At 69.8% G+C, this 22,206-nt stretch carries 21 protein-coding genes and 1 riboswitch; of the genes, 8 read left to right on the top strand and 13 right to left on the bottom strand.

Annotation, left to right across the window (positions count from 1 at the left end; genetic code table 11):
- Positions 1 to 72 precede the first annotated feature (72 nt).
- The 4 genes from FV218_RS14455 to gcvT form a co-directional block, all read right to left on the bottom strand.
- A complete protein-coding gene (locus FV218_RS14455) occupies positions 73 to 615 on the bottom strand; it encodes a glyoxalase superfamily protein (protein WP_056091701.1) in 543 nt (180 codons plus the stop codon).
- Positions 616 to 908: 293 nt separating this feature from the next.
- Positions 909 to 3,755 (bottom strand): aminomethyl-transferring glycine dehydrogenase, encoded by a 2,847-nt coding sequence (gcvP, locus tag FV218_RS14450; protein ID WP_147710327.1) that lies wholly within the window; start codon positions 3,753 to 3,755, stop codon positions 909 to 911.
- Between the two features lie 185 nt (positions 3,756 to 3,940).
- A complete protein-coding gene (gcvH, locus tag FV218_RS14440; RefSeq protein ID WP_056091695.1) occupies positions 3,941 to 4,303 on the bottom strand; it encodes a glycine cleavage system protein GcvH in 363 nt (120 codons plus the stop codon).
- Between the two features lie 55 nt (positions 4,304 to 4,358).
- Positions 4,359 to 5,492, bottom strand: a complete 1,134-nt coding sequence (gene gcvT, locus FV218_RS14435; RefSeq protein ID WP_147710325.1) for a glycine cleavage system aminomethyltransferase GcvT — start codon at positions 5,490 to 5,492, stop codon at positions 4,359 to 4,361.
- A 49-nt stretch (positions 5,493 to 5,541) separates the two neighbouring features.
- A riboswitch (glycine riboswitch) is annotated at positions 5,542 to 5,650 on the bottom strand.
- A gap of 224 nt (positions 5,651 to 5,874) precedes the next feature.
- Between gcvT and FV218_RS14430 the strand changes: the two genes are divergently transcribed.
- Entirely contained in the window at positions 5,875 to 6,648 is a 774-nt protein-coding gene (locus FV218_RS14430; RefSeq protein WP_147710323.1) for a Fe-S cluster assembly protein HesB, read from the top strand.
- A gap of 85 nt (positions 6,649 to 6,733) precedes the next feature.
- Positions 6,734 to 7,804 carry a tryptophan--tRNA ligase gene (trpS, locus tag FV218_RS14425; RefSeq protein WP_147710321.1) on the top strand — a complete coding sequence of 357 codons (1,071 nt, stop codon included), beginning with the start codon at positions 6,734 to 6,736 and terminating at the stop codon, positions 7,802 to 7,804.
- A 67-nt stretch (positions 7,805 to 7,871) separates the two neighbouring features.
- On the opposite strand, the gene FV218_RS14420 is transcribed toward trpS, so the two are convergent.
- From FV218_RS14420 to ilvN, 7 genes are all read right to left on the bottom strand, one after another.
- Entirely contained in the window at positions 7,872 to 9,560 is a 1,689-nt protein-coding gene (locus FV218_RS14420; protein WP_147710319.1) for a thiamine pyrophosphate-binding protein, read from the bottom strand.
- 154 nt (positions 9,561 to 9,714) lie between these two features.
- Complete coding sequence (locus FV218_RS14415) at positions 9,715 to 10,368, bottom strand: pyridoxamine 5'-phosphate oxidase family protein (protein ID WP_147710317.1); 654 nt, start codon at positions 10,366 to 10,368, stop codon at positions 9,715 to 9,717.
- Positions 10,369 to 10,674: 306 nt separating this feature from the next.
- Entirely contained in the window at positions 10,675 to 11,694 is a 1,020-nt protein-coding gene (gene ilvC / locus FV218_RS14405) for a ketol-acid reductoisomerase (RefSeq protein WP_056091680.1), read from the bottom strand.
- A 140-nt stretch (positions 11,695 to 11,834) separates the two neighbouring features.
- A complete protein-coding gene (locus tag FV218_RS14400) occupies positions 11,835 to 12,473 on the bottom strand; it encodes a glutathione S-transferase N-terminal domain-containing protein (RefSeq protein WP_147710313.1) in 639 nt (212 codons plus the stop codon).
- Entirely contained in the window at positions 12,470 to 12,853 is a 384-nt protein-coding gene (locus FV218_RS14395; protein WP_147710311.1) for a type II toxin-antitoxin system PemK/MazF family toxin, read from the bottom strand. The genes FV218_RS14400 and FV218_RS14395 overlap by 4 nt, the downstream gene beginning before the upstream one ends.
- Entirely contained in the window at positions 12,837 to 13,061 is a 225-nt protein-coding gene (locus FV218_RS14390) for a MazF family transcriptional regulator (RefSeq protein WP_246685131.1), read from the bottom strand. The genes FV218_RS14395 and FV218_RS14390 overlap by 17 nt, the downstream gene beginning before the upstream one ends.
- Positions 13,062 to 13,173: 112 nt before the next feature.
- Positions 13,174 to 13,716 (bottom strand): acetolactate synthase small subunit, encoded by a 543-nt coding sequence (ilvN, locus tag FV218_RS14385; RefSeq protein ID WP_056091668.1) that lies wholly within the window; start codon positions 13,714 to 13,716, stop codon positions 13,174 to 13,176.
- 86 nt (positions 13,717 to 13,802) lie between these two features.
- Between ilvN and FV218_RS14380 the strand changes: the two genes are divergently transcribed.
- Positions 13,803 to 14,693 carry a class I SAM-dependent methyltransferase gene (locus FV218_RS14380; protein ID WP_056091665.1) on the top strand — a complete coding sequence of 297 codons (891 nt, stop codon included), beginning with the start codon at positions 13,803 to 13,805 and terminating at the stop codon, positions 14,691 to 14,693.
- Positions 14,694 to 14,831: 138 nt separating this feature from the next.
- Here FV218_RS14380 and FV218_RS14375 read toward each other — a convergent pair whose 3' ends face one another.
- Both FV218_RS14375 and FV218_RS14370 read right to left on the bottom strand, forming a co-directional pair.
- On the bottom strand, positions 14,832 to 16,607 hold the full coding sequence (locus FV218_RS14375) for an acetolactate synthase 3 large subunit (protein WP_056091662.1): 1,776 nt from the start codon (positions 16,605 to 16,607) through the stop codon (positions 14,832 to 14,834).
- Positions 16,608 to 16,882: 275 nt separating this feature from the next.
- Positions 16,883 to 17,143 carry a PepSY domain-containing protein gene (locus tag FV218_RS14370; protein WP_056091661.1) on the bottom strand — a complete coding sequence of 87 codons (261 nt, stop codon included), beginning with the start codon at positions 17,141 to 17,143 and terminating at the stop codon, positions 16,883 to 16,885.
- Between the two features lie 260 nt (positions 17,144 to 17,403).
- Here FV218_RS14370 and FV218_RS14365 point away from each other — a divergent pair, with 260 nt between their 5' ends.
- From FV218_RS14365 to FV218_RS14345, 5 genes are all read left to right on the top strand, one after another.
- Positions 17,404 to 17,904 (top strand): chemotaxis protein CheW, encoded by a 501-nt coding sequence (locus tag FV218_RS14365; protein WP_056091781.1) that lies wholly within the window; start codon positions 17,404 to 17,406, stop codon positions 17,902 to 17,904.
- Positions 17,901 to 19,388: a protein-glutamate O-methyltransferase CheR gene (locus tag FV218_RS14360; RefSeq protein ID WP_147710308.1), complete on the top strand. Its 1,488-nt coding sequence runs from the start codon at positions 17,901 to 17,903 to the stop codon at positions 19,386 to 19,388. The genes FV218_RS14365 and FV218_RS14360 overlap by 4 nt, the downstream gene beginning before the upstream one ends.
- On the top strand, positions 19,385 to 19,945 hold the full coding sequence (locus FV218_RS14355) for a chemotaxis protein CheW (protein ID WP_147710306.1): 561 nt from the start codon (positions 19,385 to 19,387) through the stop codon (positions 19,943 to 19,945). The genes FV218_RS14360 and FV218_RS14355 overlap by 4 nt, the downstream gene beginning before the upstream one ends.
- Before the next feature lie 48 nt (positions 19,946 to 19,993).
- Entirely contained in the window at positions 19,994 to 21,664 is a 1,671-nt protein-coding gene (locus FV218_RS14350) for a methyl-accepting chemotaxis protein (RefSeq protein WP_056091653.1), read from the top strand.
- A gap of 117 nt (positions 21,665 to 21,781) precedes the next feature.
- The coding region (locus FV218_RS14345; RefSeq protein WP_187273065.1) for an Hpt domain-containing protein at positions 21,782 to 22,206 on the top strand (425 nt) is incomplete at its 3' end.

Genomic DNA, 22,206 nt, shown 5'->3' with positions numbered 1-22,206 from the left:
GCGTGCGGTGCCGGCGCCCTCGGTCCGTTATGGCTGGAGCAGAAAGCGTAGACGACGTCCGCTCCAACTGGTTCAAGCCGGCGGCTTATCCTGGCAAAAGTGGATGCGGTTGTTGAACGGATCGGTCACGGTCATTACGAGGCCGTGGGGCTCGTCTTTCAAGCCCGGCTTATTGTGCTTGTAGTCCTTCCCCGTCAGTTCCCGCTGATAGGCTTCGACTCCCTGCATCCGCACGAACGCCGACGATCCCGGCGTCGCATCTCCATGATGGCCGCTGAGATGCAGGATCAGCCCGGCCCGCGAGACTTGGGCATAGAGCGGAAAGTTTTCGCCGTAGCGATGCTCCCAATCCAGGTGAAAACCGAGGAAGTCGAGATAGAACGCCCTGGCGACGCCTTCATCGAAGATCCGCATGATCGGGCAGGTTTGGCTGAAACGGATGCCTTCCTCGACGGTCGCACGGCCTTCGGCGGCGAAGACATTCCAGTTTGCAAAGCCGTGCTGGGCTGCGACGATTTCGAGCGCCGCCGCATGGGTGATGGCGACCTGGTGCTCCTGCAGCGCTGCACGCAGGGCTTTGGCCATGATTTTCGGCTCAGGGTGATGAGAACGCATAGCCTTCCTTCGACCTGGGCAAATCGTCGTCAGGGCTCGCGTTGCTGACGCATTCGCCCTCGGGAAGGAGTGCAATGCGGGAAGACGTGGAACGACGCTTTCACCATCCCCTAGCGGGGGCGAGCGGCAGGCAGCATCGGCCTGAAGCGGACGATAAGGCCGCTCATTGGTGGTGGCAATCGCGCTCCGCATGGACTGCACCATCGGTTCACCGACGAACCCGCAGACCCGGTCCCGCCCCTTCGTATTCCAAGGGCTCCCACCCCGAAGGAGCGGGAGCCCTTGGGGCGGTCCTACTCGGCCGCCTCGCCGTAGGCATCCAGCGGCGGGCACGCGCAGACGAGGTTGCGGTCGCCGTAGGCGTTGTCGACCCGGTTGATCGGCGGCCAGTACTTGTCCATCCCGAGGCTGCCAGCGGGAAAGCACGCGGCTTCGCGGGAATAGGGCCGCTCCCACGGGCCGATGAGGTCCCGCACCGTGTGGGGCGCGTGCTTGAGCGGGTTGTCGGCCCGGTCCATCCGCCCCTCCTCGATGGCGCGGATCTCGTCGCGGATCGCCAGCATGGCGTCGCAGAAGCGGTCGATCTCGCCCTTCGTCTCGGATTCCGTCGGCTCGATCATCAGGGTCCCGGCCACGGGCCAGCTCATGGTCGGCGGGTGGAAGCCGCAATCGATGAGGCGCTTGGCGACGTCCTCGACGGTGATGCCGGCGCTCTTCTGGAACGGGCGCAGGTCGATGATGCATTCGTGCGCCACCCGGCCGTGCGCGCCGGAATACAGCACCGGGTAGGCCGGTGCGAGGCGAGCGGCGATGTAGTTGGCGTTGAGGATGGCGACGCGGGTCGCCTGCGTCAGGCCGCGCCCGCCCATGAGCAGGCAGTAGCTCCACGAGATCGGCAGGATCGAGGCCGAGCCGTAGGGGGCGGCCGAGACCGCCCCCTCCTCAGCCGTCCGCGGATCGGAGGGCAGGAACGGGACGAGGTGCGCCTTCACGCCGATGGGACCCATGCCGGGGCCGCCGCCGCCATGCGGAATGCAGAAGGTCTTGTGCAGGTTGAGATGGCTGACATCGGCGCCGATGTCGCCCGGCCGCGCGAGGCCCACCATGGCGTTGAGGTTGGCCCCGTCGAGGTACACTTGGCCCCCGTGGAAATGCACGATGGCGCAGAGTTCGCGCACCCGCGCCTCGAACACCCCGTGGGTCGACGGATAGGTGATCATGCAGGCCGCGAGTTTTTCGGAATGCAGCTCGGCTTTGCGGCGAAAATTCTCGACGTCGATGTTGCCGTTGGCGTCCGCCCCCACCACCACGACGCTCATGCCGCACATCTGCGCCGAGGCCGGGTTGGTACCGTGGGCCGAGGACGGGATCAGGCACACGGTGCGGTGCCCGTCGCCCCGCGACAGGTGGTAGGCGCGGATGGCGAGCAGCCCCGCATATTCCCCCTGCGCGCCGGAATTCGGCTGCATCGAGATCGCGTCGTATCCGGTGATGGCGCAGAGTTTTTCGGAGAAATCCGCCAGGAGTTCGTGATAGCCGGCGGCCTGATCCGCCGGCACGAAGGGGTGGATCTCGGAAAACTCCGGCCAGGAGATCGGCAGCATCTCGGCGGTGGCGTTGAGCTTCATCGTGCAGGAGCCGAGCGGGATCATCGCCCGGTCCAGGGCCAAGTCCCGGTCGCTGAGCCGGCGCATGTAGCGCGTCATCTCGCTCTCGGCCCGGTTCATGTGGAAGATCGGGTGGGTGAGGTATTCGGAGGTGCGCAAGGCCCCCTCCGGCAGGCGCGGGGCGGGCCAAGCCTCGTCGTAGGCGAGGTGGTCGCCGCCGAAGGCGCGCCACACGGCCTGGACGATGTCGGGCCGGGTGCGCTCGTCGACGGTGATGCCGATGCGGTCGGTGCCCACTTTCCGCAGGTTGATCCCGTTGGCGACGGCATTCGTCAGGATCAGGCCCTGGAACGCGCCGACCTTGACCGTGACCGTGTCGAAGAACGTCGCGGATTCCATCGCGAAGCCGAGGCTTTCCAGGCCCTGCGCCACCCGCACGGCGTCGCGGTGGACCCGGGCGGCGATGGCCTTGAGGCCGCGGGGGCCGTGGAACACGGCGTACATGCCGGCGATGACCGCGAGCAGCACCTGGGCGGTGCAGATGTTCGAGGTCGCCTTCTCGCGGCGGATGTGCTGCTCGCGGGTCTGGAGGGCCAGCCGATAGGCGCGGTTGCCGCGGGCATCCACCGAGACGCCGACGAGGCGGCCCGGCAGGGTGCGCTTGTGGGCGTCGCGGGTGGCGAGGTAGGCGGCGTGCGGGCCGCCATAGCCCATGGGCACGCCGTAGCGCTGCATCGAGCCCACCGCGATGTCGGCGCCCATCTCGCCGGGGGGCTTCAGGAGCGTGAGCGCGAGGGGATCGGCCGCCATCACCGCCACGGCGCCGGCCGCGCGCAGGCGCGTGATGATCTCCGAAAAATCGTGGATGGCGCCGCAGACGCCGGGATACTGGAAGACCGCGCCGAACACCGCCGACGGGTCGAGGTCGCGGACGGGATCGCCGACGACGATGCGCCAGCCCAGCGGCGCGGCGCGGGTCTTCAGCACCGCGATGGTCTGGGGCAGGCATTCGGCATCGACGAAGAACGCGGTTCTGCCGTTGGTGGCGATGCGGGCGGCCATGCCCATGGCTTCCGCGGCCGCCGTGGCTTCGTCCAGGAGCGAGGCGTTGGCGATGTCGAGGCCGGTGAGGTCGCAGACCAGGGTCTGGAAGTTCAGCAGCGCCTCGAGCCGACCCTGGCTGATCTCGGGCTGGTAGGGCGAGTAGGCCGTGTACCAGGCCGGGTTCTCGAAGATGTTGCGCTGGATCACCGGCGGCATCGTCGTGCCGTGGTAGCCCTGGCCGATGAGGGAGACGAGGAGCCGGTTCTTGTCGGCGATGCCGCGCATGTGCTCCAGCACCCGGCGCTCGGTCATCGACACCCCGAAATCGAGGCGCTCGGTTTGGCGGATGCTGGCCGGCAGGGTCTCGTCCATGAGGCCGTGCAGGGTGTCGGCGCCCACCACCGCCAGCATGGCCTCGATCTCGTGCGCCGTGGGGCCGATATGGCGGCGGTTGGCGAAGTCGTAGAGGTCGTAGCGGTCGCTGTTCATGGCTGGACCTCAAGGTGTGAGTGGCGTTCGCGCCCTCAACCCTCTCCCCTCTGCGGGAGAGGGTGCCTGCGGAGCAGGCGGGAGAGGGGTCGCGCGGACCTTTCCGGAAAGGGCGGTGCTCCCCTCTCCCGGCCCGCATTCGCGGTCCACCCTCCCCCGCGGAGGGGGGAGGGTTCTGCTCCGCCCTACTTCGGGAAGGCGGCGTAGGCGGCCTCGTCCATGAGGCCGTCGAGGGCGGACGGGTCGTCGAGGCGGATGCGGTAGAGCCAGCCGGCGCCCTGCGGGTCGCTGCCGACGCTGGCCGGATCGGCCAAAGCCGCGTCGTTGACCTCCGTGACCTCGCCCGAGACCGGCGCGTAGACGTCGGAGGCGGCCTTCACCGATTCCACCACGGCCGCCGCCTCGCCCTTCACGAGGCGGGCGCCGACCTTCGGCAGTTCGATGAAGACGAGGTCGCCGAGCTGCTCGGCCGCATGGGTGGTGATGCCCACCGTGGCGACGTCGCCCTCGCGGGCCAGCCATTCGTGCTCGTCGGTGAATCGCAGCATGGGTCGCTCCTGTGGGTCAGGTCGGGAAGGTCGGAATCCGGGACGGCGCCGTGGTTCAGGCGCGCTTGAAGCCGGACGGCACGAAGGGCAGGCCGTTCACCACCATGGGCAGGCGCCGGCCGCGCACCTCGGCGAAGACGCGGGTGCCGGGCCGGGCGAGCGCCACGGGCAGGTAGCCCATGGCGACGGGCGCCTGCAGGCTCGGCCCGAACCCACCCGAGGTGACCCGGCCGATGGCCTCGCCCGCCGCCTCTTCGGCGAACAGGGGGGCACCGGCGCGGACGGGGGCGGCGCCCTCGGTGCGCAGGCCGACGCGCGTGCGGGACGGGCCCGTGGCGATGGCATCGAGGATATGGTCCGCGCCCGGAAATCCGCCCTCCCGTGCGCCACCCCGGCGGCGCACGGGAGGGATTGCCCAGGACAGCCCGGCCTCGACGGGGTCGGTGCCGGTGTCGATGTCCGCCCCGTGCAGGCACAGGCCGGCTTCCAGGCGCAGCGAATCGCGGGCGCCGAGACCGATGGGCTCGACGGTCGCGTCGGCGAGCAGGGCTTCGGCCAGGGCTTCGGCGTAGTCCTCGGGCACGGAGATCTCGAAGCCGTCCTCGCCGGTGTAGCCGGAGCGGGCAACGAGGACGGAGGTGCCGGCGAGACGGACGGCCCGCACGTCCATGAAGCGCATGGCGGCGACCTCGGGGGCGAGGCGCGCCAGGGCGGCCTCCGCCCCCGGCCCCTGCAGGGCGAGGAGGGCGCGGGGCAGCACCGCGATTTCGCAGATGCCGGTGAGATGCGCCCGCAGGTACGCCTCGTCGGCGGCCTTGTTGGCGGCGTTGACGACGAGGAGGAGGCTGTCGCCGCACTGGGCGACCATCAGGTCGTCGCGGATGCCGCCGGCCCCATCGAGGAGGAGGCCGTAGCGCTGGCGGCCGGGCTGGAGCCCGAGCACGTCGATGGGCAGGAGGGTCTCCAGGACGCGGGCGACGTCCGCAAGGCTGCCCGACCGGGGGACGAGCTGGATCTGGCCCATATGCGACACGTCGAACAGCCCGGCTCGGGCTCGCGTGTGCAGGTGCTCCTTGAGCAGCCCCGCCGGGTACTGCACCGGCATGGCATAGCCGGCGAACGGCACCATCCGGGCGCCGAGGCGCAGGTGCAGGGCGTGGAGCGGTGTGCGAAGGGCGTCGAACGGCATCGGATCATCCCACGACAGAACGGACCCGGACCCTCGGCTGAGTGTCCGGCTGCCCCCATCTGTCGCGGTTACCTGAGAGCTTCTCCCGTGCGCCGAGGCGCTCACGGGATTTCTCCTTCGGTGGACGCCGTCAGGCGCCTCTCTCCAGATTGTCGAAACGATACGGTGATTGTGCCTGAGAGTTTCCGGGGGTGGTTGCTCCGTCGGCGCCATGATCGAAAGGCTTCGCGTGCGAAGCGACTCGACCTGGGCTCTCCCGTATCGCCATTGCTGACGGGACCAAGGTTACATGCGGCCGCGGGCCGCGCAAGCCGCGGCCTGACAAACCCGGAGCTTTCGTCACAGGCAGGAACCGGTGCGAATCTTCGGCGATTCCTGGCTCATGACCATCGCATCCGGACACGACCTCGCCGGCCCCCGCCCCTCGCGGCGTCGCTCCGCCGCTCTCCCGGCCGATCCGGGGCTGGACGAGAAGGCCCTGGAGATCCACCGCCGCCTGTGCCCGGTCTACGGGTGTCCGATCCCGTACTTCCACAGCCTCGACCCGCTGAGCGAACTCGTCTCGTCGCTGCTCTCCCACCGGACCCGCAACGCCGATTCGGGCCGGGCCTTCAAGGCCCTGCGGGCGCGCTATCCCGATTGGGCCGCCATGCTGGCCGCCCCCGTGTCCGAGGTCGAGGCGGCCATCGCCGGGGTGACGTGGCCGGAACTCAAGGCCCCGCGCATCCAGGCCATCCTGCGGGCCGTGGCCGAGCGGCAGGGTGCCCTGTCCCTCGACTTCCTGAAGCACATGGACGTCGACGCGGCCCGCGCCTGGCTCGAGGCGATCCCCGGCGTCGGGCCGAAGACCAGTGCGGCCGTGCTGTCGTTCAGCGTCCTGCGGATGCCCGCCCTGCCCGTGGACAGCCACCATCACCGCGTCGCCCAGCGCACGGGCCTGATCGGGCCGAAGGTGGATGTCGGCCCGTCGCATCCGATCCTGCGGGCGCAGCTGCCCGCCGACTGGAGCGCGCAGGACCTCTACGACAACCACGAGATCCTGATGCTGCACGGGCAGGCCGTCTGCCATCATCGCGGCCCGGCCTGCGGCTCTTGCGTCCTCCTCGACCTGTGCCCGATGGGCCAAGCGCGGCAGGACAGAAGCTCGGCCGCTTGACCGGCCCCGGCGCGGCGTCCAGAAACCGCGCCTTGCGCCGCGAAGACTGACTCTCAGCTAGGCGGGCGATGAAGGACCACGCGCGATGACCGCGTTCAAGGAACTGGTGTTCTCGGGCGTCCAGCCCACGGGCAACCTGCACCTCGGCAACTATCTCGGCGCCATCAAGCGCTTCGTGGAAATGCAGGCGCGCGACGCGCAGTGCCTCTACTGCGTCGTCGACATGCACGCGATCACCCTGTGGCAGGACCCTGCGGCCCTCAAGGGCCAGATCCGCGAAGTCACCGCCGCGTTCCTGGCCGCCGGCATCGACCCGAAGCGCAGCATCGTCTTCAACCAGTCCCAGGTGCCGCAGCACGCCGAACTTGCCTGGATCTTCAACTGCGTCGCCCGCCTCGGCTGGCTCAACCGCATGACCCAGTTCAAGGACAAGGCCGGCAAGGACCGCGAGAACGCCTCCATCGGGCTCTACGCCTATCCGGTGCTCATGGCCGCCGACATCCTGGCCTACCGCGCCACCCACGTGCCCGTGGGCGAGGACCAGAAGCAGCACCTCGAACTCACCCGCGACATCGCGCAGAAGTTCAACAACGACTTTTCGGAGTCGATCTCGGCCCACGGCCACGATGCGGGCGAAGGGTTCTTCCCGGTCACCGAACCGCTCATCGGCGGCCCGGCCGCGCGGGTGATGTCGCTGCGCGACGGCACCAAGAAGATGTCGAAGTCGGACGCGTCGGACAATTCGCGCATCAACCTCACGGACGATGCCGATGCCATCGCGGCCAAGGTGCGCAAGGCCAAGACCGACCCGGACGCCCTCCCCTCCGAGGTGGCGGGCCTCGCCGGGCGCCCGGAGGCCGACAACCTCGTGGGCATCTTCGCGGCCCTGAAGGACGTGACCCGCGAGGACGTGCTGCGCGATTACGGCGGCGCGCAGTTCTCCCAGTTCAAGGGGGCGCTGGTGGAACTCGCCGTCGAGACCCTGGCGCCCCTCGGCGCCGAGATGAAGCGTCTCGTCTCCGACCCAGCCGAGATCGACGCCGTGCTGGCCGACGGCGCCGAACGGGCCGAGGCCATCGCGGCCCCGACCCTGGACGCGGTCAAGGACATCGTCGGCTTCGTCCGGCGCGGGCCGCGCCTGCACGCCGTCCGGTGAGGATACGGGCGGCTCGGGGATCTCGGCCCCGACGGGCCGTCCCCGGCGATGGGCGGGGCGGGACCGGTCAGGTCGCCCGGACCACCACCTCCACGAGGTTGGCGCCGCCCGAGCGAATCCCGGCCTCGATCGCCGGGGCGATGTCGGCGGCCCGCGTCACCCGCCGCGCCGGCACCCCCATGGAGGCGGCAAGCGCCGGGAAGTCGACGCGCGGGTCGGTGAGATCCATGGCGATGAAGCGGTTGGCGCGCACCGAGGCATAGTGCGACTGGCTCTTCATGAAGGTCTTGAGGATGTTGTACTCGGCGTTGTTGATCACCACGAAGGTGACCGGCAGCTTCTCGTGCGCGGCGGTCCACAGGGCCTGGGGCGAGTACATGGCCGCCCCGTCGCCCACGACGCAGACCACGGGCGCCCGGTCGATGCCGAGGGAGAAACCGACCGCGGCGGGCATGCCCCAGCCGAGTACGCCGCCGCGCATGGCGGCGTATTGGTGGGCGGACGGACTGTCGAGGAAGGTGCGCAGGTGGGTGAGCGTCGCGGGCGCCTCGTCGATGATCGCGGTCTCGGCGCCCACGGCCCGGGCCACCTCGCGGGCAGCGACCAGGGGGGCGATCACCGGGTCCTCGAACGCGGCGTCGGCCGCGGCGGCGAGCTTGCCCCGTCGTTCGACCCGTGCCGCCGCGGCTGCCGCGCGCAGGCCCGCGAAGGCATCGGCGCGGTCGGCCACACGCGGGGCCAGCAGCGGCAGCAGCGCGTTCAGGGAGGCCTGGATGTCGCCCACCGTCGACAGGCTCGTGGCGTAGGTGCGGCCGAGGTCGCGCACGTCCGCGGAGAGCTGGAACACCCGTGTCCCGGACGGCACCGCCGAAACCTCCGAATAGAGCACCGTGATCAGCGACTTGCCCCCGAGGGCGAACACCGCGTCGTAGCGCCCGAGGATGTCGGCGATGGCATCGGCCCGGGTCGGCAGGTTGCCGGCCCAGAGCGGGTGGGCGGTGGGGAACGGGATGTGGGCCGGCCAGGACGAGCCGTAGACCGGTGCCGCCAGCAGATCGGCCAGAGCCACCATCTGGGCGGAGGCGTCCGAGGCGTCGATCTCGTCTCCGGCGATGAGTGCGAGGCGGCCGGGCGCGATGGCGGCGAGTTCGCTCGCCAGCCGGTCGAGGGAACCCGCCACCGCCCGCTGGTCGATGGTCGATGTCTCGCCCGCCGGCACCTGGGTCATCGCCTCCATCACGTCCATCGGCAGGGAGAGGAAGACCGGGCCGGACGGGGCGGCCCCGCAATCGTGGAAGGCGCGGCGCAGGAGCACCGGGATCTGGTCCGGGCTGGTGACTTCACGGGCCCACTTCACCACCGGATCGGCGATGGCGACGAGGTCGCCCATCAACAGCGGATCGGAGAGCGCGTGGCGCAGGTCCTGCTGCCCGGCGGTGACCACCAGCGGCGTGCCGCTGACCTGCGAGTTCCAGAGGGCGCCCATGCCGTGGCCGAGGCCGCCGGCCGTGTGCAGGTTCAGGAAGGCGGCCCTGCGCGCGCCCTGCGCGTAGCCGTCGGCCATGGCCACCGCGGTCGCCTCCTGCAGGGCGAGGATGTAACCGATGTCCTGGACTTCGGTGAGCGCGTCGATCAGCGGCAATTCGGTGGTGCCGGGATTGCCGAAGATGTAGCGCACGCCCTCCGAGCGCAGCACGTCCAGCACCAGGTCGGCGCCCCTCCGGCTCCCGGCGGCGTCCACGGTCTCGATCGTCATGGGCGCTTCTCCCCGACACCCGGCGGCATCGGGGCGAAGCTAGACCATGGACGGGCTCCCACAAGACCCGGGCATCGCCACGGGTGACGATTCCGCGACGATGCCTCAACCCAAATCCGTCCAATCCCTTCGGGATGGGGGATTTGGGCTTCGCTCAGCTCTCGCCGCGCGCCACCCGGGCCTCGTATTCGGGCAGGGCGAGCTGGCCTTCCTTGGCGACGCGGGCCTTGTCCTCGTCCGAGATCACGTCGCCGACCATGTCGAGGCGCTTCCACAGGGCCAGGGGAGTCTCCTTGTCGGGGGTCGGCACGTACCGGTTCTGGGACACCTTCTGGTACTTGTGGATGTAGCGCGGGCAGTTGACCCAGGCCTTCGTCACCTCGATCCGCACGAGGTACTTGGCCTCCGTGTACTCGGCCATCAGGGGATCGTCGCGCAGCATCCGGGCATGGCCCTGGACGCGGACCCGGTGCGGGGTCTCGAAGTCGATGAACAGCAGGCCGACCTTGGCCTGTCCCTCGATGTTGCCCATGGAGTACCACATGCCGTTGCCGTCGAGGCCCGGGAACACGAGGGTGTTCGCGTCGAGCACCTTCACGAAGCCGGGGCTGCCGCCCTTGTAGGACACGGTGGGCATGCCGTCGGGATCGACGGTGGAGAGGAAGAACATGTCGCGGCTGCCGATGAAGGCCGCTTCGTCGGGGCCGACCTCGTCATGGACCCAGCCGGTATCGAGGCGCTCGGCGAGCTTGACGGTCTTGTACTCTTCCTGAAGCGCGCGATGCGCGTCGTAGTAGAGCGATGCCATGTTTGTCCTCCGGGTTTCGGCTGCTCTCAGGCGGGCGGCCGTTGGCGAAAATCATCGCTGGATTTCATGAAGATCACAACAGCTGGGCGCGTCCTTCTCCCCTCCGCGGGAGAAGGTGGCCCGCGAAGCGGGTTGGATGAGGGGAGCGCGGTGTCCGGAGAGGTCGCCCCCTCTCCCGGTCGCTCCGCGACCACCCTCCCCCGCAGAGGGGGGTATGCGCTCACGAAAAAGCCGGCGCCGCTTTCGCGACACCGGCTCCAGTCCTGACGGGCAGCCGAGCAAAGCACGGCTGCACCATCCCAAAAATCAGTTCTTGGACTTGTCGACCAGGGCCTTCTCGGAGATCCACGGCATCATGCCGCGCAGCTTGGCGCCGACCTCCTCGATGGGGTGACGGGCGAGCTTGGCGCGGGTGGCCTTGAACGAGGTCTGGCCGACCTTGTTCTCCAGCATCCAGTCGCGGGTGAACTTGCCCGACTGGATGTCGTCGAGGACGCGCTTCATCTCGGCCTTGGTCTCGGCGGTCACGATGCGCGGGCCGGTGACGTACTCGCCGTACTCGGCGGTGTTCGAGATCGAGTAGTTCATGTTGGCGATGCCGCCCTCGTAGATGAGGTCGACGATGAGCTTCACCTCGTGGAGGCACTCGAAATACGCCATCTCGGGGGCGTAGCCGCCCTCGACGAGGGTCTCGAATCCGGCCTTGATGAGCTCGACGAGGCCGCCGCAGAGCACGGCCTGCTCACCGAACAGATCCGTCTCGCACTCTTCCTTGAAGGTGGTCTCGATGATGCCGGCGCGGCCGCCACCGTTCGCCGAGGCGTAGGACAGGCCGAGGTCGTGGGCGTTGCCGGACGCGTCCTGCGCGATGGCGATGAGGGTCGGCACGCCGCCGCCCTTGAGGTACTCGCCGCGCACGGTGTGGCCGGGGCCCTTCGGGGCGACCATGAGCACGTCGAGGTCCGCTCTCGGCTCGATGAGGTTGAAGTGCACGTTGAGGCCGTGGGCGAACAGGAGGGCGGCGCCCTGCTTCATGTTGCCCTCGAGCGACTCCTTGTAGATGTCGCCCTGCAGCTCGTCGGGGGTGAGCATCATGACAACGTCGGCCTGCTTGGCGGCATCGGCCACGTTCATGACCGTGAAGCCCTCGTGCTCCGCCTTCTTGGCGGTGGCCGAACCCTCGCGGAGCGCGATGACGATGCCCTGCACGCCGGAATCGCGGAGATTCAGCGCGTGGGCATGGCCCTGGCTGCCGTAGCCGACGATGACGACCTTCTTGCCCTTGATCAGGTTGAGGTCGGCGTCACGATCGTAATAGACCCGCATGGCGGTACCTTCTCTTTTCTCTCGATTGAGCATGAGTGCGCTCCGGCGCCCTCATCTGAAACAGCATCCGCGCGGCCGTGCGATCGCCCGGCTTTTAGCGAGACGCATCCCTTGACGAAAGGGGAATCGTCGCATGGCCTTCACGCAGGGAGTCGAAGACCCTCGCGGGCGAAGACGGCCTGCACCGCCGGGCGCTGCGCCATGGCCCGTGCGTGGGCCGTCCAGTGGGGAAAGCGCTCGGCCATGTCGAACCCGAGCGCCGGGCCGCGCCCCCAGGTCCAGAACAGCAGCAGGTAGGGATCGACGACGCTGTAGCGCTCGCCCAGGGCCCAGCCGCCGTCGGCGAGCCGCACGTCCGTCATCGTGAACAGGTCGCCGCAGGTATCCGCCCCCTTGGCCTGGATCGCCGGATAGGCGTCCTCGTCCGTGGTGTAGCGCTCGGCCCGCCGGACATGCGCGTAGGCGATGTGATGGTTCGTCGCCATCCAGGCGAGCCACTCGTCGGCCCGCGCCTGATCGCGCGGTGCCTCCGGCCACAGCCCGGCCTGCGGATGGATGCGGGCGATGTGGCGCAGGATCGCGGTGTTCTCCGTGAGGACCCAGCCGTCCTCCACCTGGGCCGGCACGCGCCCGCGCTCGTTGACGGCGAGGTATTCGGGCGCACGCTGGTCCCCCCTGGCGAGGTCGAGCCGCACGGTCTCGAACGGCGCGCCGGTCTCCTCCAGGGCGATGTGGGCGGCGAGCGAGCAGGCGCCGGGGGCGTAGTAGAGGGTGGTCATGGTGCTGAGCCTTCTTCGGTCGCAGGGCCGAATTGCAAGCCGATCAATGCTGCCACCTTCGCGCGGACTTCCGCGAGTATGGGATCGGGGACTGTCCCGAGTGGGCGGAGGATGCGCGCCCTGCGATCGATCGAGCGCACCTGATCGGCGAGGATTGCGCCGTCGACCCCCAAACCCTCCGGCAGAAAGATCTTGGTCGGCCAGGGATCTCGATTTCGGGTGACCGGGCAGATGATGATCCGCCGGGTCAGCGTGTTCATTTCAGGAGTCGAGATGACGAGGACAGGCCGCTTGCCGCGTTGCTCGGTTCCGAGGACGGGGTCGAGATCGACGAGGATCAGGTCGCCCGGCTCGTACGGACGATCAGCGGGGATCGTCATCGTCGATGATCTCGGAACCGACATCCGGCCCCCAATCGACGGTCGGAGGCTCGAAATCCGGTCCGAGTCGTCTCATCTCCGCAGCCATCTCGGCCATCGTGAACACGGGGAACCCGTTGACGTGGCGGCGGGCGGGCGGAGGTGCGAGGGGTGCGGGCACCGGATCGATCTCCACTTCCTGGCCCTCGACGAGACCGAGCTTCCGCACGTCCTCTCGGGTTACCGAGAGGACGAAGTCATCCCCGCTCCGCTTCAGTCTTGCCCTCATCACATCATTCCCGGCACGTCTCCGGCACCTTACCACCGTTGAGAAAAAAGCCTCACATCGCCTCCGAACCCCGCCCCATGGCGGCGATGCCGGTCCGGGAAATTTCCACCAGGCCGATCACCGTCATCAGGCCGATGAAGCGGTCGATCTCCTCCGTGGTGCCCGTGACCTCGAACACGAAGGAATTCAGGGTCGCGTCCAGGGTCTTGGCGCCGAAGGCGGCGGCGAGCGTCAGGGATTCCGTGCGGTGCTCGCCGGTGCCCGCCACCTTCACGAGGCAGAGTTCGCGCTCGAGGGACAGACCCTGCAGCGTCAGGTCGACCACGCGGTGGACGGGCACGAGCCGGTCGAGCTGCGCCTTGATCTGCTGGATCACCGCGTCGGTGCCGGTGGTGACGATGGTGATGCGCGAGATGTGCCGTGCCACCTCGGTCTCCGACACCGTGAGGCTCTCGATGTTGTAGCCCCGGCCCGAGAACATGCCCGAGATGCGGGCAAGCACGCCGGGCTCGTTGTCGACGATGACGGCCAGGGTGTGCCGGTTGACGGGCTCGACGCGGCCGGCATCGGGGTAGTGGGTGTTCATCGCGTTCATGGCTTGCCCCAGTTCCTACTCTTCGATTGTCCGCCCGCCCGGCTCCAAGCTGGACCCGTTCCAGGCGTCATGATACCGCGCCGCCCATGGACAGTCGCCAGCGCACGCTCGCCGCCGTGAGGCCCCACGGCCGGACCGGCGTCGAACTCGGCCCCCTCGACCGGCCCCTCGTGCGCCGCAGCGACGGCGACATCCTCTACGCCGACCATCTCTCGACGGAAGGCCTCGCCCGCAAGTACGCCGGTCACGCCGCCGCGGGCCCGCGGGCGCGCGGGGCCCTGGTCGAGGTCGATCTCGTCCTCGAACATCAGACCCTGCACCAAGCCCTCGGGGCCCGTGGTCCCGTGGACTACATCGTCGCCTCGCACGTCATCGAGCACCTGCCCGACGCCATCGGCTGGCTTCGGGACTGTGCCGACGCCCTGCGCGAGGGCGGCCTGCTGTTCCTCGCCGTGCCCGATATGCGCTTCACCTTCGACCGTGGGCGCAGCCTCACCACCGCCGGCGACCTCGTCGGCGCGCACCTGGCCCGCGCCACCCGTCCGAGCCCGGCCCAGGTCTACGAGCACTTTTCCCGGGCGATGCAGGTGGATGCCGGTGCGGTCTGGGCCGGGCGCGAGACCCGCTTCCCCCCGTTCGAGGGGCACGGGCCGGAGGCCGGCCTGGAGCATGCCCGGCGCATCCACGAGACCGGGGCGACGATCGACGTGCATTGCAGTGTCTTCACCCCCGACAGTTTCGTCTCCGCCCTCGGCGAGGCGATCGCCATCGGCCTGGTGCCGTTCGCCTTCGCGGAGGTGACCCCGACGCAGGCCGGCGAGATCGAGTTCTTCGCCCTGCTGCGGAAATGCGAGGCCGCCACCCCGGCCGAGCGGGCCGCTTTCACGCCCCGGCCCGACCGGCATGCCCCGCGCCCGGCGGCGCCGGGCTGGCGCAGCCGGTTGGCCAACGCGCGCCGCCGGGGCGACCCGCGCTAGAGTGCTCTCCGACGAAGTGGATACCGGTTCGTCGCAAGCGAGCACGACAGAACAGGGCGTTAGAGACGTGATCCGATCCAACTGGATCGGGCACGGCTCTAGGGAGCGAGGCACGGGCGGCGCCCGGCGAGGCGCCGGTCAGACCAGCATCTTGCCCTCTTCCGAGATGATGTCGCCGATCTCGGCTCCGGTCTCGCCGAGGTAGTCCGACAGGATCATCTCGTTGTGGGCCTTGCCCGACGGGATCATCGGGAAGCAGTTCTCCTTCTTGTCGACGACGCAGTCGAAGATCACCGGCCCGTCGTAGTCGAGCATCTCCTGGATCGCCGCGTCGAGGTCGCCGGGCTTCTCGCAGCGGATGCCCTTGGCGCCGTAGGCCTCGGCGAGCTTGACGAAGTCCGGCAGGCTCTCGGAGTAGCTCTGCGAGTAGCGCGAGCCGTGCAGCAGCTCCTGCCACTGGCGCACCATGCCCATGTACTCGTTGTTCAGGATGAAGATCTTGACCGGCAGGCGGTACTGCACCGCCGTGGACATCTCCTGGATGTTCATCAGGATCGAGGCCTCGCCGGCGATGTCGATGACGAGCCCGTCCGGATGGGCGAGCTGCGTGCCGATGGCGGCGGGCAGGCCGTAGCCCATGGTGCCGAGGCCGCCGGAGGTCATCCAGCGGTTCGGCTCCTCGAACTTGAAGTACTGCGCCGCCCACATCTGGTGCTGTCCGACCTCCGTGGTGACGTAGGTCTCGCGGTCCTTGCACGCCTCGTAGAGGCGCTGCACGGCGTATTGCGGCTTGATGATCGTGCCCGACGGCCAGTAGGCGAGGCAGTCGCGCGCCTTCCACGTGCGGATCTTGGCCATCCAGGCGTCGAAGCGCTCCGGGTCCGGCCGGGTCGGCAGGGCCTTCCAGGCGGCGAGCATGTCTTCCAGCACCGAGCCGCAATCGCCGACGATCCCGACATCGACCTTGACGACCTTGTTGATCGAGGACGCATCGATATCGACGTGGATCTTCTTCGAGAACGGCGAGAACGCGTCGAGGCGCCCGGTGATGCGGTCGTCGAAGCGCGCACCGATGCAGACCATCACGTCGCATTCGTGCATGGCGAGGTTGGCCTCGTAGGTCCCGTGCATGCCGAGCATGCCGAGGAACGTCTCGTCGGAGGCTGGGAAGGCGCCGAGACCCATCAGGGTCGAGGTCACGGGGAAGCCCGTCTCGGCGGCGAGCTGGCGCAGCAGGGCCGAGGCGTGCGGGCCCGCGTTGATGACGCCGCCGCCGGTGTAGAGGATCGGCCGGCGGGCATTCGCCATGAGCTCGACGGCCGCCTGGATCTGCGCGGCGTCGCCCTTGAAGGCGGGACGGTAGGTCTTGTGGCCGTTCTGGGTGGGGCGCTCGTAGAGACCGCTGGCGAACTGGATGTCTTTCGGCAGATCGACGACGACGGGGCCCGGGCGCCCGTGCGAGGCGACGTAGAACGCCTCGTGCAGGATGCGCGGCAGGTCGGCGATGGATTTGACGAGATAGTTGTGCTTCGTGCAGTGGCGCGTGATGCCGACGGTGTCGCATTCCTGGAACGCGTCGGTGCCGATGAGGTGCGTCGGCACCTGACCGGTGATGCAGACCAGCGGGATCGAGTCGAGCAGCGCGTCAGTCAGGCCGGTGATGATGTTGGTGGCGCCGGGCCCCGAGGTGACGAGGACGCAGCCGACCTTGCCGGACGAGCGGGCGTAGCCCTCCGCGGCGTGGACCGCCCCCTGCTCGTGACGCACGAGAACGTGCTTCAGGGTCTCCTGGTGGTAAAGCGCATCGTAGATCGGCAGCACGGCGCCGCCGGGATACCCGAACAGCGTATCGACACCCTGATCCTGAAACGCCCGGATGACCATTTCGGCCCCGGTCATGACCTCGCCGCCCATCGTCCTGCTCCTCGAACCCTGTCCTGAAATCCGTTTCGTCTCGTCTCGCGGCAACAAAAAAGGGCCCCGAGGGACCCTGCATGCGCCACCATCCGGATCGCGACCCCTGCTGTCAGGGCCGCCCCGTCGGTGGCGCGTTCGTTACGATGAGGATGAAACGCATCGGAAAACCGTTTGCCAGTTCGACCGCCGTCGCGGCGAATCGAAGATCGTGTCGGGTGTGGTAGACGACACGATCCCTCGGGTCAACGGTAGGCCTTCAGGTCGAGGCGGGGCTATTCGGCAGGAATTTCGCCCAGAATCGCCCCGGTGCGGGGATCGGCGTCGAACTTCATCCGGCGGCCGTCCTTGATGCCCTCCCCGTCCCAATGGCCGTCGTCGGCTTCGAGCTTCGTCACCTCCGAATAGCCCGCCGCCTTCAGGGCCTGCCGGGTCTGGGCGGGTGTCAGCCAGTCCGCGCCCGGCGTTCCCGCAAGGGCCGCACCCGCGGCGAGACAGAGAGCGAGGGTGACGGAGAGCGAGACGATCCGTTGCATGACTGGCCGGTCCTCGACGTGAACGCGCGCCCACCCGGCGCCTGGTTGATGATAGGTCGGCGACATCTCTCACCCAACACCGAACTCCCTCGCCCACCCTCTCGGGAAACATGCGATCGCCGGTGCGAGGGGTTTGCCCGCCCGTCCCGCTCTGTCCTAGTCTGGAGGCTCGTGTGTCGGCGAGGACGGGTGTCCGAAAAGGCTTGCCCGGCCGCGCGACAACGGTCACTCCGCTCATCCCCAGACCATCGTTGGATCAGATCCTGTCCGGCACCACAGCCTTCCTCCTCCTCGATGTCGCAGGCGTTCCCTGTGCCTTGGCGCGGACGTCCGTGCGCGAGGTGCTTCCCCTGCCGGACCTGCATGCCCCCCCGGCGGCGGGCGGACCCCTCGTCGGGTTCCTCAACCTCGGCGGCGTGCCGGTGCCCGTCGTCGATCTCGCCCGGCTCCTCGGCCTGCCGGCACGGGAGGGGGCCGAGACCGACGACGATCGCCACATCGTCCTCGACGCGGAGGCCACCACGGCGTTCCTCGTCGACCGGGCCGAAGACCTCGTCGTCGTCCCTGATGCGGCGATCCGACCCGTGTCCGAGGCCCGGACCCTCAACGGTTGCGTCGCGGCCGAGATCGTCCGTGGCGACGGGTTGGTCCACGTGCTGGATCGCGCCCGCCTGCTCACCGTCGAGGAGCGGCAGCGGCTGGACGGCTTCACGCGCGCCGCCGCCGAGCGGCTGGCCGCCTTCGGGCCCTGCCCTGCATGAAGCGGCCCGTCCGGCCCGACTCACAGACCGATCCGGCCTTCCCCGCCCTCAAGGCGCGGATCATCGCGCGCACCGGCCATCACTACTACGTCGACAAGGACGACCTGCTGCTCGATCGTCTGCGCAAGCGCTTCAAGGCGAACGACCTGCCGGGCGCCGCCGCCTATGCCGCACTCCTCGACGACCGGACCCGGGGGGCGGCCGAATGGGCGGCCCTGGAAGCCGAGATCACCATCGGCGAGACGTTCTTCTTCCGCTACGCCGAGCAGTTCGCGGCCCTGCGCGGCACGATCCTGCCCGGCCTGATCGCGGCCCGGTCGCACGAGCGCCGCCTGACGATCTGGAGTGCCGGCTGCTCGACGGGGGCGGAGCCCTACTCCCTCGCCATCCTGCTGCACGAACTCCTCGGGCCCGCCCTGCCCGATTGGCGCATCGCCATCACCGGCACCGACATCAGCACGGCGGCCCTGGCGACCGCCCGGACCGGGCTCTACGGACGCTGGGCCCTGCGGACCCTGCCGCCCGAGGAGCGCCTGCGCTACTTCGCCCCCGGCCCGATCCGGCCGGGCCCCGGCCGCGAGGGCACCTACACCCTGCGTCCGGAGTATCGCCGGATGGTGCGGTTCGAACGCCGCAACCTGATGGAACTCGTCGACGGCACCGCGCCGCCCGAGCTCAACGGGTTCGACCTCATCCTGTGCCGCAACGTGCTGATCTACTTCGAGGCGGAGGTGGTGCTCGGCATGGTCCGGAGCCTCGGCCGGCGCCTGGTGCCGGACGGCTGGCTCCTCATCGGCCATGCCGAGCCCAACCCGGCCTTCGCCCACACCCTGGAGGCGGTGAACCTGCCCGGCACCGTCGCGTACCGTCCGGGCGGTGCCGGGGAACCGGCCGTCCCGGTCGCCGACCCGGCCGTTTGGGAGCCCGCCCACCCGTGGATCGGCGAAGGGCCCGCCGAAGCGGGCGGCCCCGGCGCCGCGGACCCCATCGCCGCGGACGGGCCGCGCGAGTCCGTGCTCGCCGAAACGTCGCGGTCGGAGACGTCGGAGGTCCGATCGCCGGGGGACGATGCGGTCGGGGCCGGCGATCTTGCGCAGATCCGCGCCCTGAGCGACGCCGGTGAGACCGCCGAGGCGTGGCGCCGGGCCCGTGCGGCCCTCGGTGTCGCACCGATGGAGGCGGCCCTGCACTATTACGACGGCCTCCTGGCGCGGACCCTGGGGCGCGAGGCGGAGGCCGAGGGCGCGTTGCGCCGCGCCCTCTACCTCGATCCCGGCTTCGTCATGGCCCATTATCAGCTCGGCCTGCTCCTGATCGCCGTGGCGCGACCGGCGGAAGGCCGCCGCTTCCTCGACAACGCCATCCGCCTCGGCCAGACCCTGCCGGCCGGGGCGCATCTCGCCGAAGCCGATGGGATCGGGCCGCGGGAACTGGCGCAGAGTGCGGCTTTGGCCCGTTCCGCCGTGGAGGAGCCCGCCCGATGAACCGAGCCGCCGAAACCGTCCGCCGGCGGGCCCTGCGCGCCGCCCGAACCCTCGCCTTGGCCGGCCGCGACGGGGGCGTCCAGCGCCAGGCGCCCCTGCGGCCGTTCCTCGTCTGCACCTGCGGCGCGGATCGCTACGGGCTGCCCCTGGCCCAGGTGGCGCAGGTGCTGGCCGCCCGCCCCGTCACCGCCGTGCCGGGCGCACCCGCCGCCCTCCTCGGCGTCATCGCCCTGTCGGGCCGGGTGGTGAGCCTCCTCGGGCTTGCCCGCGCCCTCGGACGGGCCGATGCCGTTCAGTCCGGCGCCGGCCACGTCGTGGTCCTGCGCGGCGGTGCGGCGACGGTGGCCCTCGCCGTCGATCGGGTGGAGGGCGTCGTCGCCGTCGCGGTCGCCGACCCGGACGGTCCCGCCTCCGGCGCCGGTCTCCTCGCCCCGGCCGCCGCCGGGTTGGGCGCCGAGGCGGTTTCGGGCTATGCCCCGGCGCAGGCCGGCGCCGGTGACGGCCCCGGCTTCGTCGTCGTCGATCTGCCGCGCCTCCTCCGGCGCTACCTGTCCTGACGCCGCCCGCCCGGGGCGTGCCGGTTTCGCGGAGCATTGAGCCAGCCTGTGTCGATCTCCATCGGAAAACGCATCCTCCTCGGCTTCGTCGCCATCACGGTGGTGATCCTGGCGCTCGGCCTCTACGCCCTCGACCAGATCAGCGCCGTGCGCGAGAACATGAACACCATCGTCAAGCGCGACCTGACGGTGGCGCGCCAGCTCGACGACCTCGGCAACAAGGCCCGGGACATGGGGCTCCTGCGGCGCAACGCGGTGATGGCGGCGCTCATGCGCAACCGTCCCGAGTCGGAACTGACCCAGACCATCGAGACCTGGCGGCGCATCGGGCAGGAATCGGAGGTGCTGTTCGGCGACATCGTCCGCACGGCCAACGGCTATTCCGCCACGGCGCCCTCTCCGGCCCGGTCCCTGGCCTGGAAGAAGCTCGCCGACACCGCCGGTCTGGCGGCCAATGATTTCCGGCAGTTGCGCGCGGTGAGCGAGCCGCAATTCGCCGCCATCACGGCCCGGGACACCGACGCCATCGAGGCGCGCAACGAACCGATCAACCGGATGCAGGAGCTGCTCCTCGCCGATATCGAGCGCACCCGCGAAGCCCTCGACGAGGGCATCGCCGCCGGCCAGCAGCGCGCGGCCGACATCTACGACCGGAGCCTGTGGTCCATCGTCCTGACCCTGGCCGCGAGCGTGCTGCTCAGCATCCTCGTCACCGCCCTGATCCGGCGGGGCGTGGTCAAGCCCCTGGAGGACGTGATGCGGTTCGCCGAGCGCGTCGGCGACGGCGACCTCTCGGGCACCCTCGATGCCAGGGGCAACGACGAGATCGGCCGCCTCGGGCGCACCCTCAACGGCATGGTGGCGGGGCTGGCCGACCTGGCGCGGACCAACCGCGCCGCCACCGCCGACCTCAACGCCGCGGCGGCGGAGATCCGCGCCTCGGCGCAGGAGCAGGCGGCCTCCGTCGAGGAACAGTTCGCCGCCGTGCAGGAGACGGCGGCCACGGTGGACGAGATCACCCATTCGGGCGCCCAGATCGGCAAGCGCGCCGGCGAGGTCATCGCCACGGCCCAATCCACCGCCCAGACCTCGCGGGCGGGGCTGCGGGCCGTGGCCGACACCGCCAAGGCCATGGAGGCGATTCGCGAGCAGGCGGAGGCGGTTGCGGGCAACATCGTCGCGGTTTCCGAGAAGACCCAGGCCATCGGCGACATCATCACCACCGTCAACGACATCTCGGAGCGCACCCACCTGCTGGCGCTCAACGCCGCCATCGAGGCGGCCGCCGCCGGCGAGAGCGGGCGGAGCTTCGCCGTCGTGGCCTCGGAGATGAAGCTGCTGGCCGATCAGGCCAAGGCGGCGACGGGGCAGGTCCGCACGATCCTCGGCGAGATCCAGCGCGGCATCAACACGTCGGTGATGCTGACGGAGGAGGCGGTCAAGCGCGCCGCCGCCGGCAAGGCCCGCTCGGACACCACCCAGCGGACCATCGAGGAGATCACCGCCAAGGTCGAGGAGAGCGTCCAGACCTTCCAGCAGATCGTGGCCTCGACCAACCAGCAGCAGCTCGGCATCGAGCAGGTGATGGGCGCCCTCCAGAACATCCGGCAGGCGAGCCAGCAGACGGCGGCCGGCACCCGCGAGGTCGAGGCGGCGTCGGCCAACCTCACCGAGCTGGCCCAGGCCCTGATGACCCTCGCCGAGCGCTACCGCCATTGACGGTTTCCGCCGCGGAACCCGGGACTTCATCCATGACGAAGACATGGTTAACGAAGGACTTGCGCCCGGTTCCTCACTTGCGAAAATGGCCTTAAGCGGCGGACGGACACGCACCGGATGGACATCCGCCAGCTTCTTCTCGCGGCCTTCGACGTCGAGCATCGCGAGCACATCGATGCCATCCGCGCCGCCCTGGGCGGCGGGGCGGAAGCGCCCGACTGGAACGATGTGTTCCGCCGGGCGCACAGCCTGAAGGGGGCCTCCCGGGCCGTCGACCTGCCGGCGGTGGAGGCCGTGGCCCATCGCCTGGAGACCCTGTTCGACCGGATCGTCGCGGGGACCGGCGTCCTCGATGGGGCGGCGGCGGCGGCGGTCCACCTCGCCCTGGACCGGATCGAGGCCTACGTCGGCGGCCTCGACGACGGGGTCGGGGCGCCGATGCCGGACGACGCCCTGCGCGCCCTCGACCGCTGCCTCGACCCGAAAACCCCCGTCACGCCCGTGCCGGACGCGCCGTTCCATGCCCCCCCCGCGCCGGTGGC

Source organism: Methylobacterium sp. WL69, from assembly GCF_008039485.1.
GTDB lineage: Bacteria > Pseudomonadota > Alphaproteobacteria > Rhizobiales > Beijerinckiaceae > Methylobacterium.
Note: the sequence above shows the minus strand (reverse complement) of the source record. Positions and strands in the feature narration are given on the sequence as shown.

Coding starts and splice junctions, on each gene's coding strand:
- FV218_RS14455 (WP_056091701.1), bottom strand. CDS start 615: ATGCGTTCTCATCACCCTGAGCCGAAAATCATGGCCAAAGCCCTGCGT.
- gcvP (WP_147710327.1), bottom strand. CDS start 3,755: ATGAACAGCGACCGCTACGACCTCTACGACTTCGCCAACCGCCGCCAT.
- gcvH (WP_056091695.1), bottom strand. CDS start 4,303: ATGCTGCGATTCACCGACGAGCACGAATGGCTGGCCCGCGAGGGCGAC.
- gcvT (WP_147710325.1), bottom strand. CDS start 5,492: ATGCCGTTCGACGCCCTTCGCACACCGCTCCACGCCCTGCACCTGCGC.
- FV218_RS14430 (WP_147710323.1), top strand. CDS start 5,875: ATGACCATCGCATCCGGACACGACCTCGCCGGCCCCCGCCCCTCGCGG.
- trpS (WP_147710321.1), top strand. CDS start 6,734: ATGACCGCGTTCAAGGAACTGGTGTTCTCGGGCGTCCAGCCCACGGGC.
- FV218_RS14420 (WP_147710319.1), bottom strand. CDS start 9,560: ATGACGATCGAGACCGTGGACGCCGCCGGGAGCCGGAGGGGCGCCGAC.
- FV218_RS14415 (WP_147710317.1), bottom strand. CDS start 10,368: ATGGCATCGCTCTACTACGACGCGCATCGCGCGCTTCAGGAAGAGTAC.
- ilvC (WP_056091680.1), bottom strand. CDS start 11,694: ATGCGGGTCTATTACGATCGTGACGCCGACCTCAACCTGATCAAGGGC.
- FV218_RS14400 (WP_147710313.1), bottom strand. CDS start 12,473: ATGACCACCCTCTACTACGCCCCCGGCGCCTGCTCGCTCGCCGCCCAC.
- FV218_RS14395 (WP_147710311.1), bottom strand. CDS start 12,853: ATGACGATCCCCGCTGATCGTCCGTACGAGCCGGGCGACCTGATCCTC.
- ilvN (WP_056091668.1), bottom strand. CDS start 13,716: ATGAACGCGATGAACACCCACTACCCCGATGCCGGCCGCGTCGAGCCC.
- FV218_RS14380 (WP_056091665.1), top strand. CDS start 13,803: ATGGACAGTCGCCAGCGCACGCTCGCCGCCGTGAGGCCCCACGGCCGG.
- FV218_RS14375 (WP_056091662.1), bottom strand. CDS start 16,607: ATGGGCGGCGAGGTCATGACCGGGGCCGAAATGGTCATCCGGGCGTTT.
- FV218_RS14370 (WP_056091661.1), bottom strand. CDS start 17,143: ATGCAACGGATCGTCTCGCTCTCCGTCACCCTCGCTCTCTGTCTCGCC.
- FV218_RS14360 (WP_147710308.1), top strand. CDS start 17,901: ATGAAGCGGCCCGTCCGGCCCGACTCACAGACCGATCCGGCCTTCCCC.
- FV218_RS14355 (WP_147710306.1), top strand. CDS start 19,385: ATGAACCGAGCCGCCGAAACCGTCCGCCGGCGGGCCCTGCGCGCCGCC.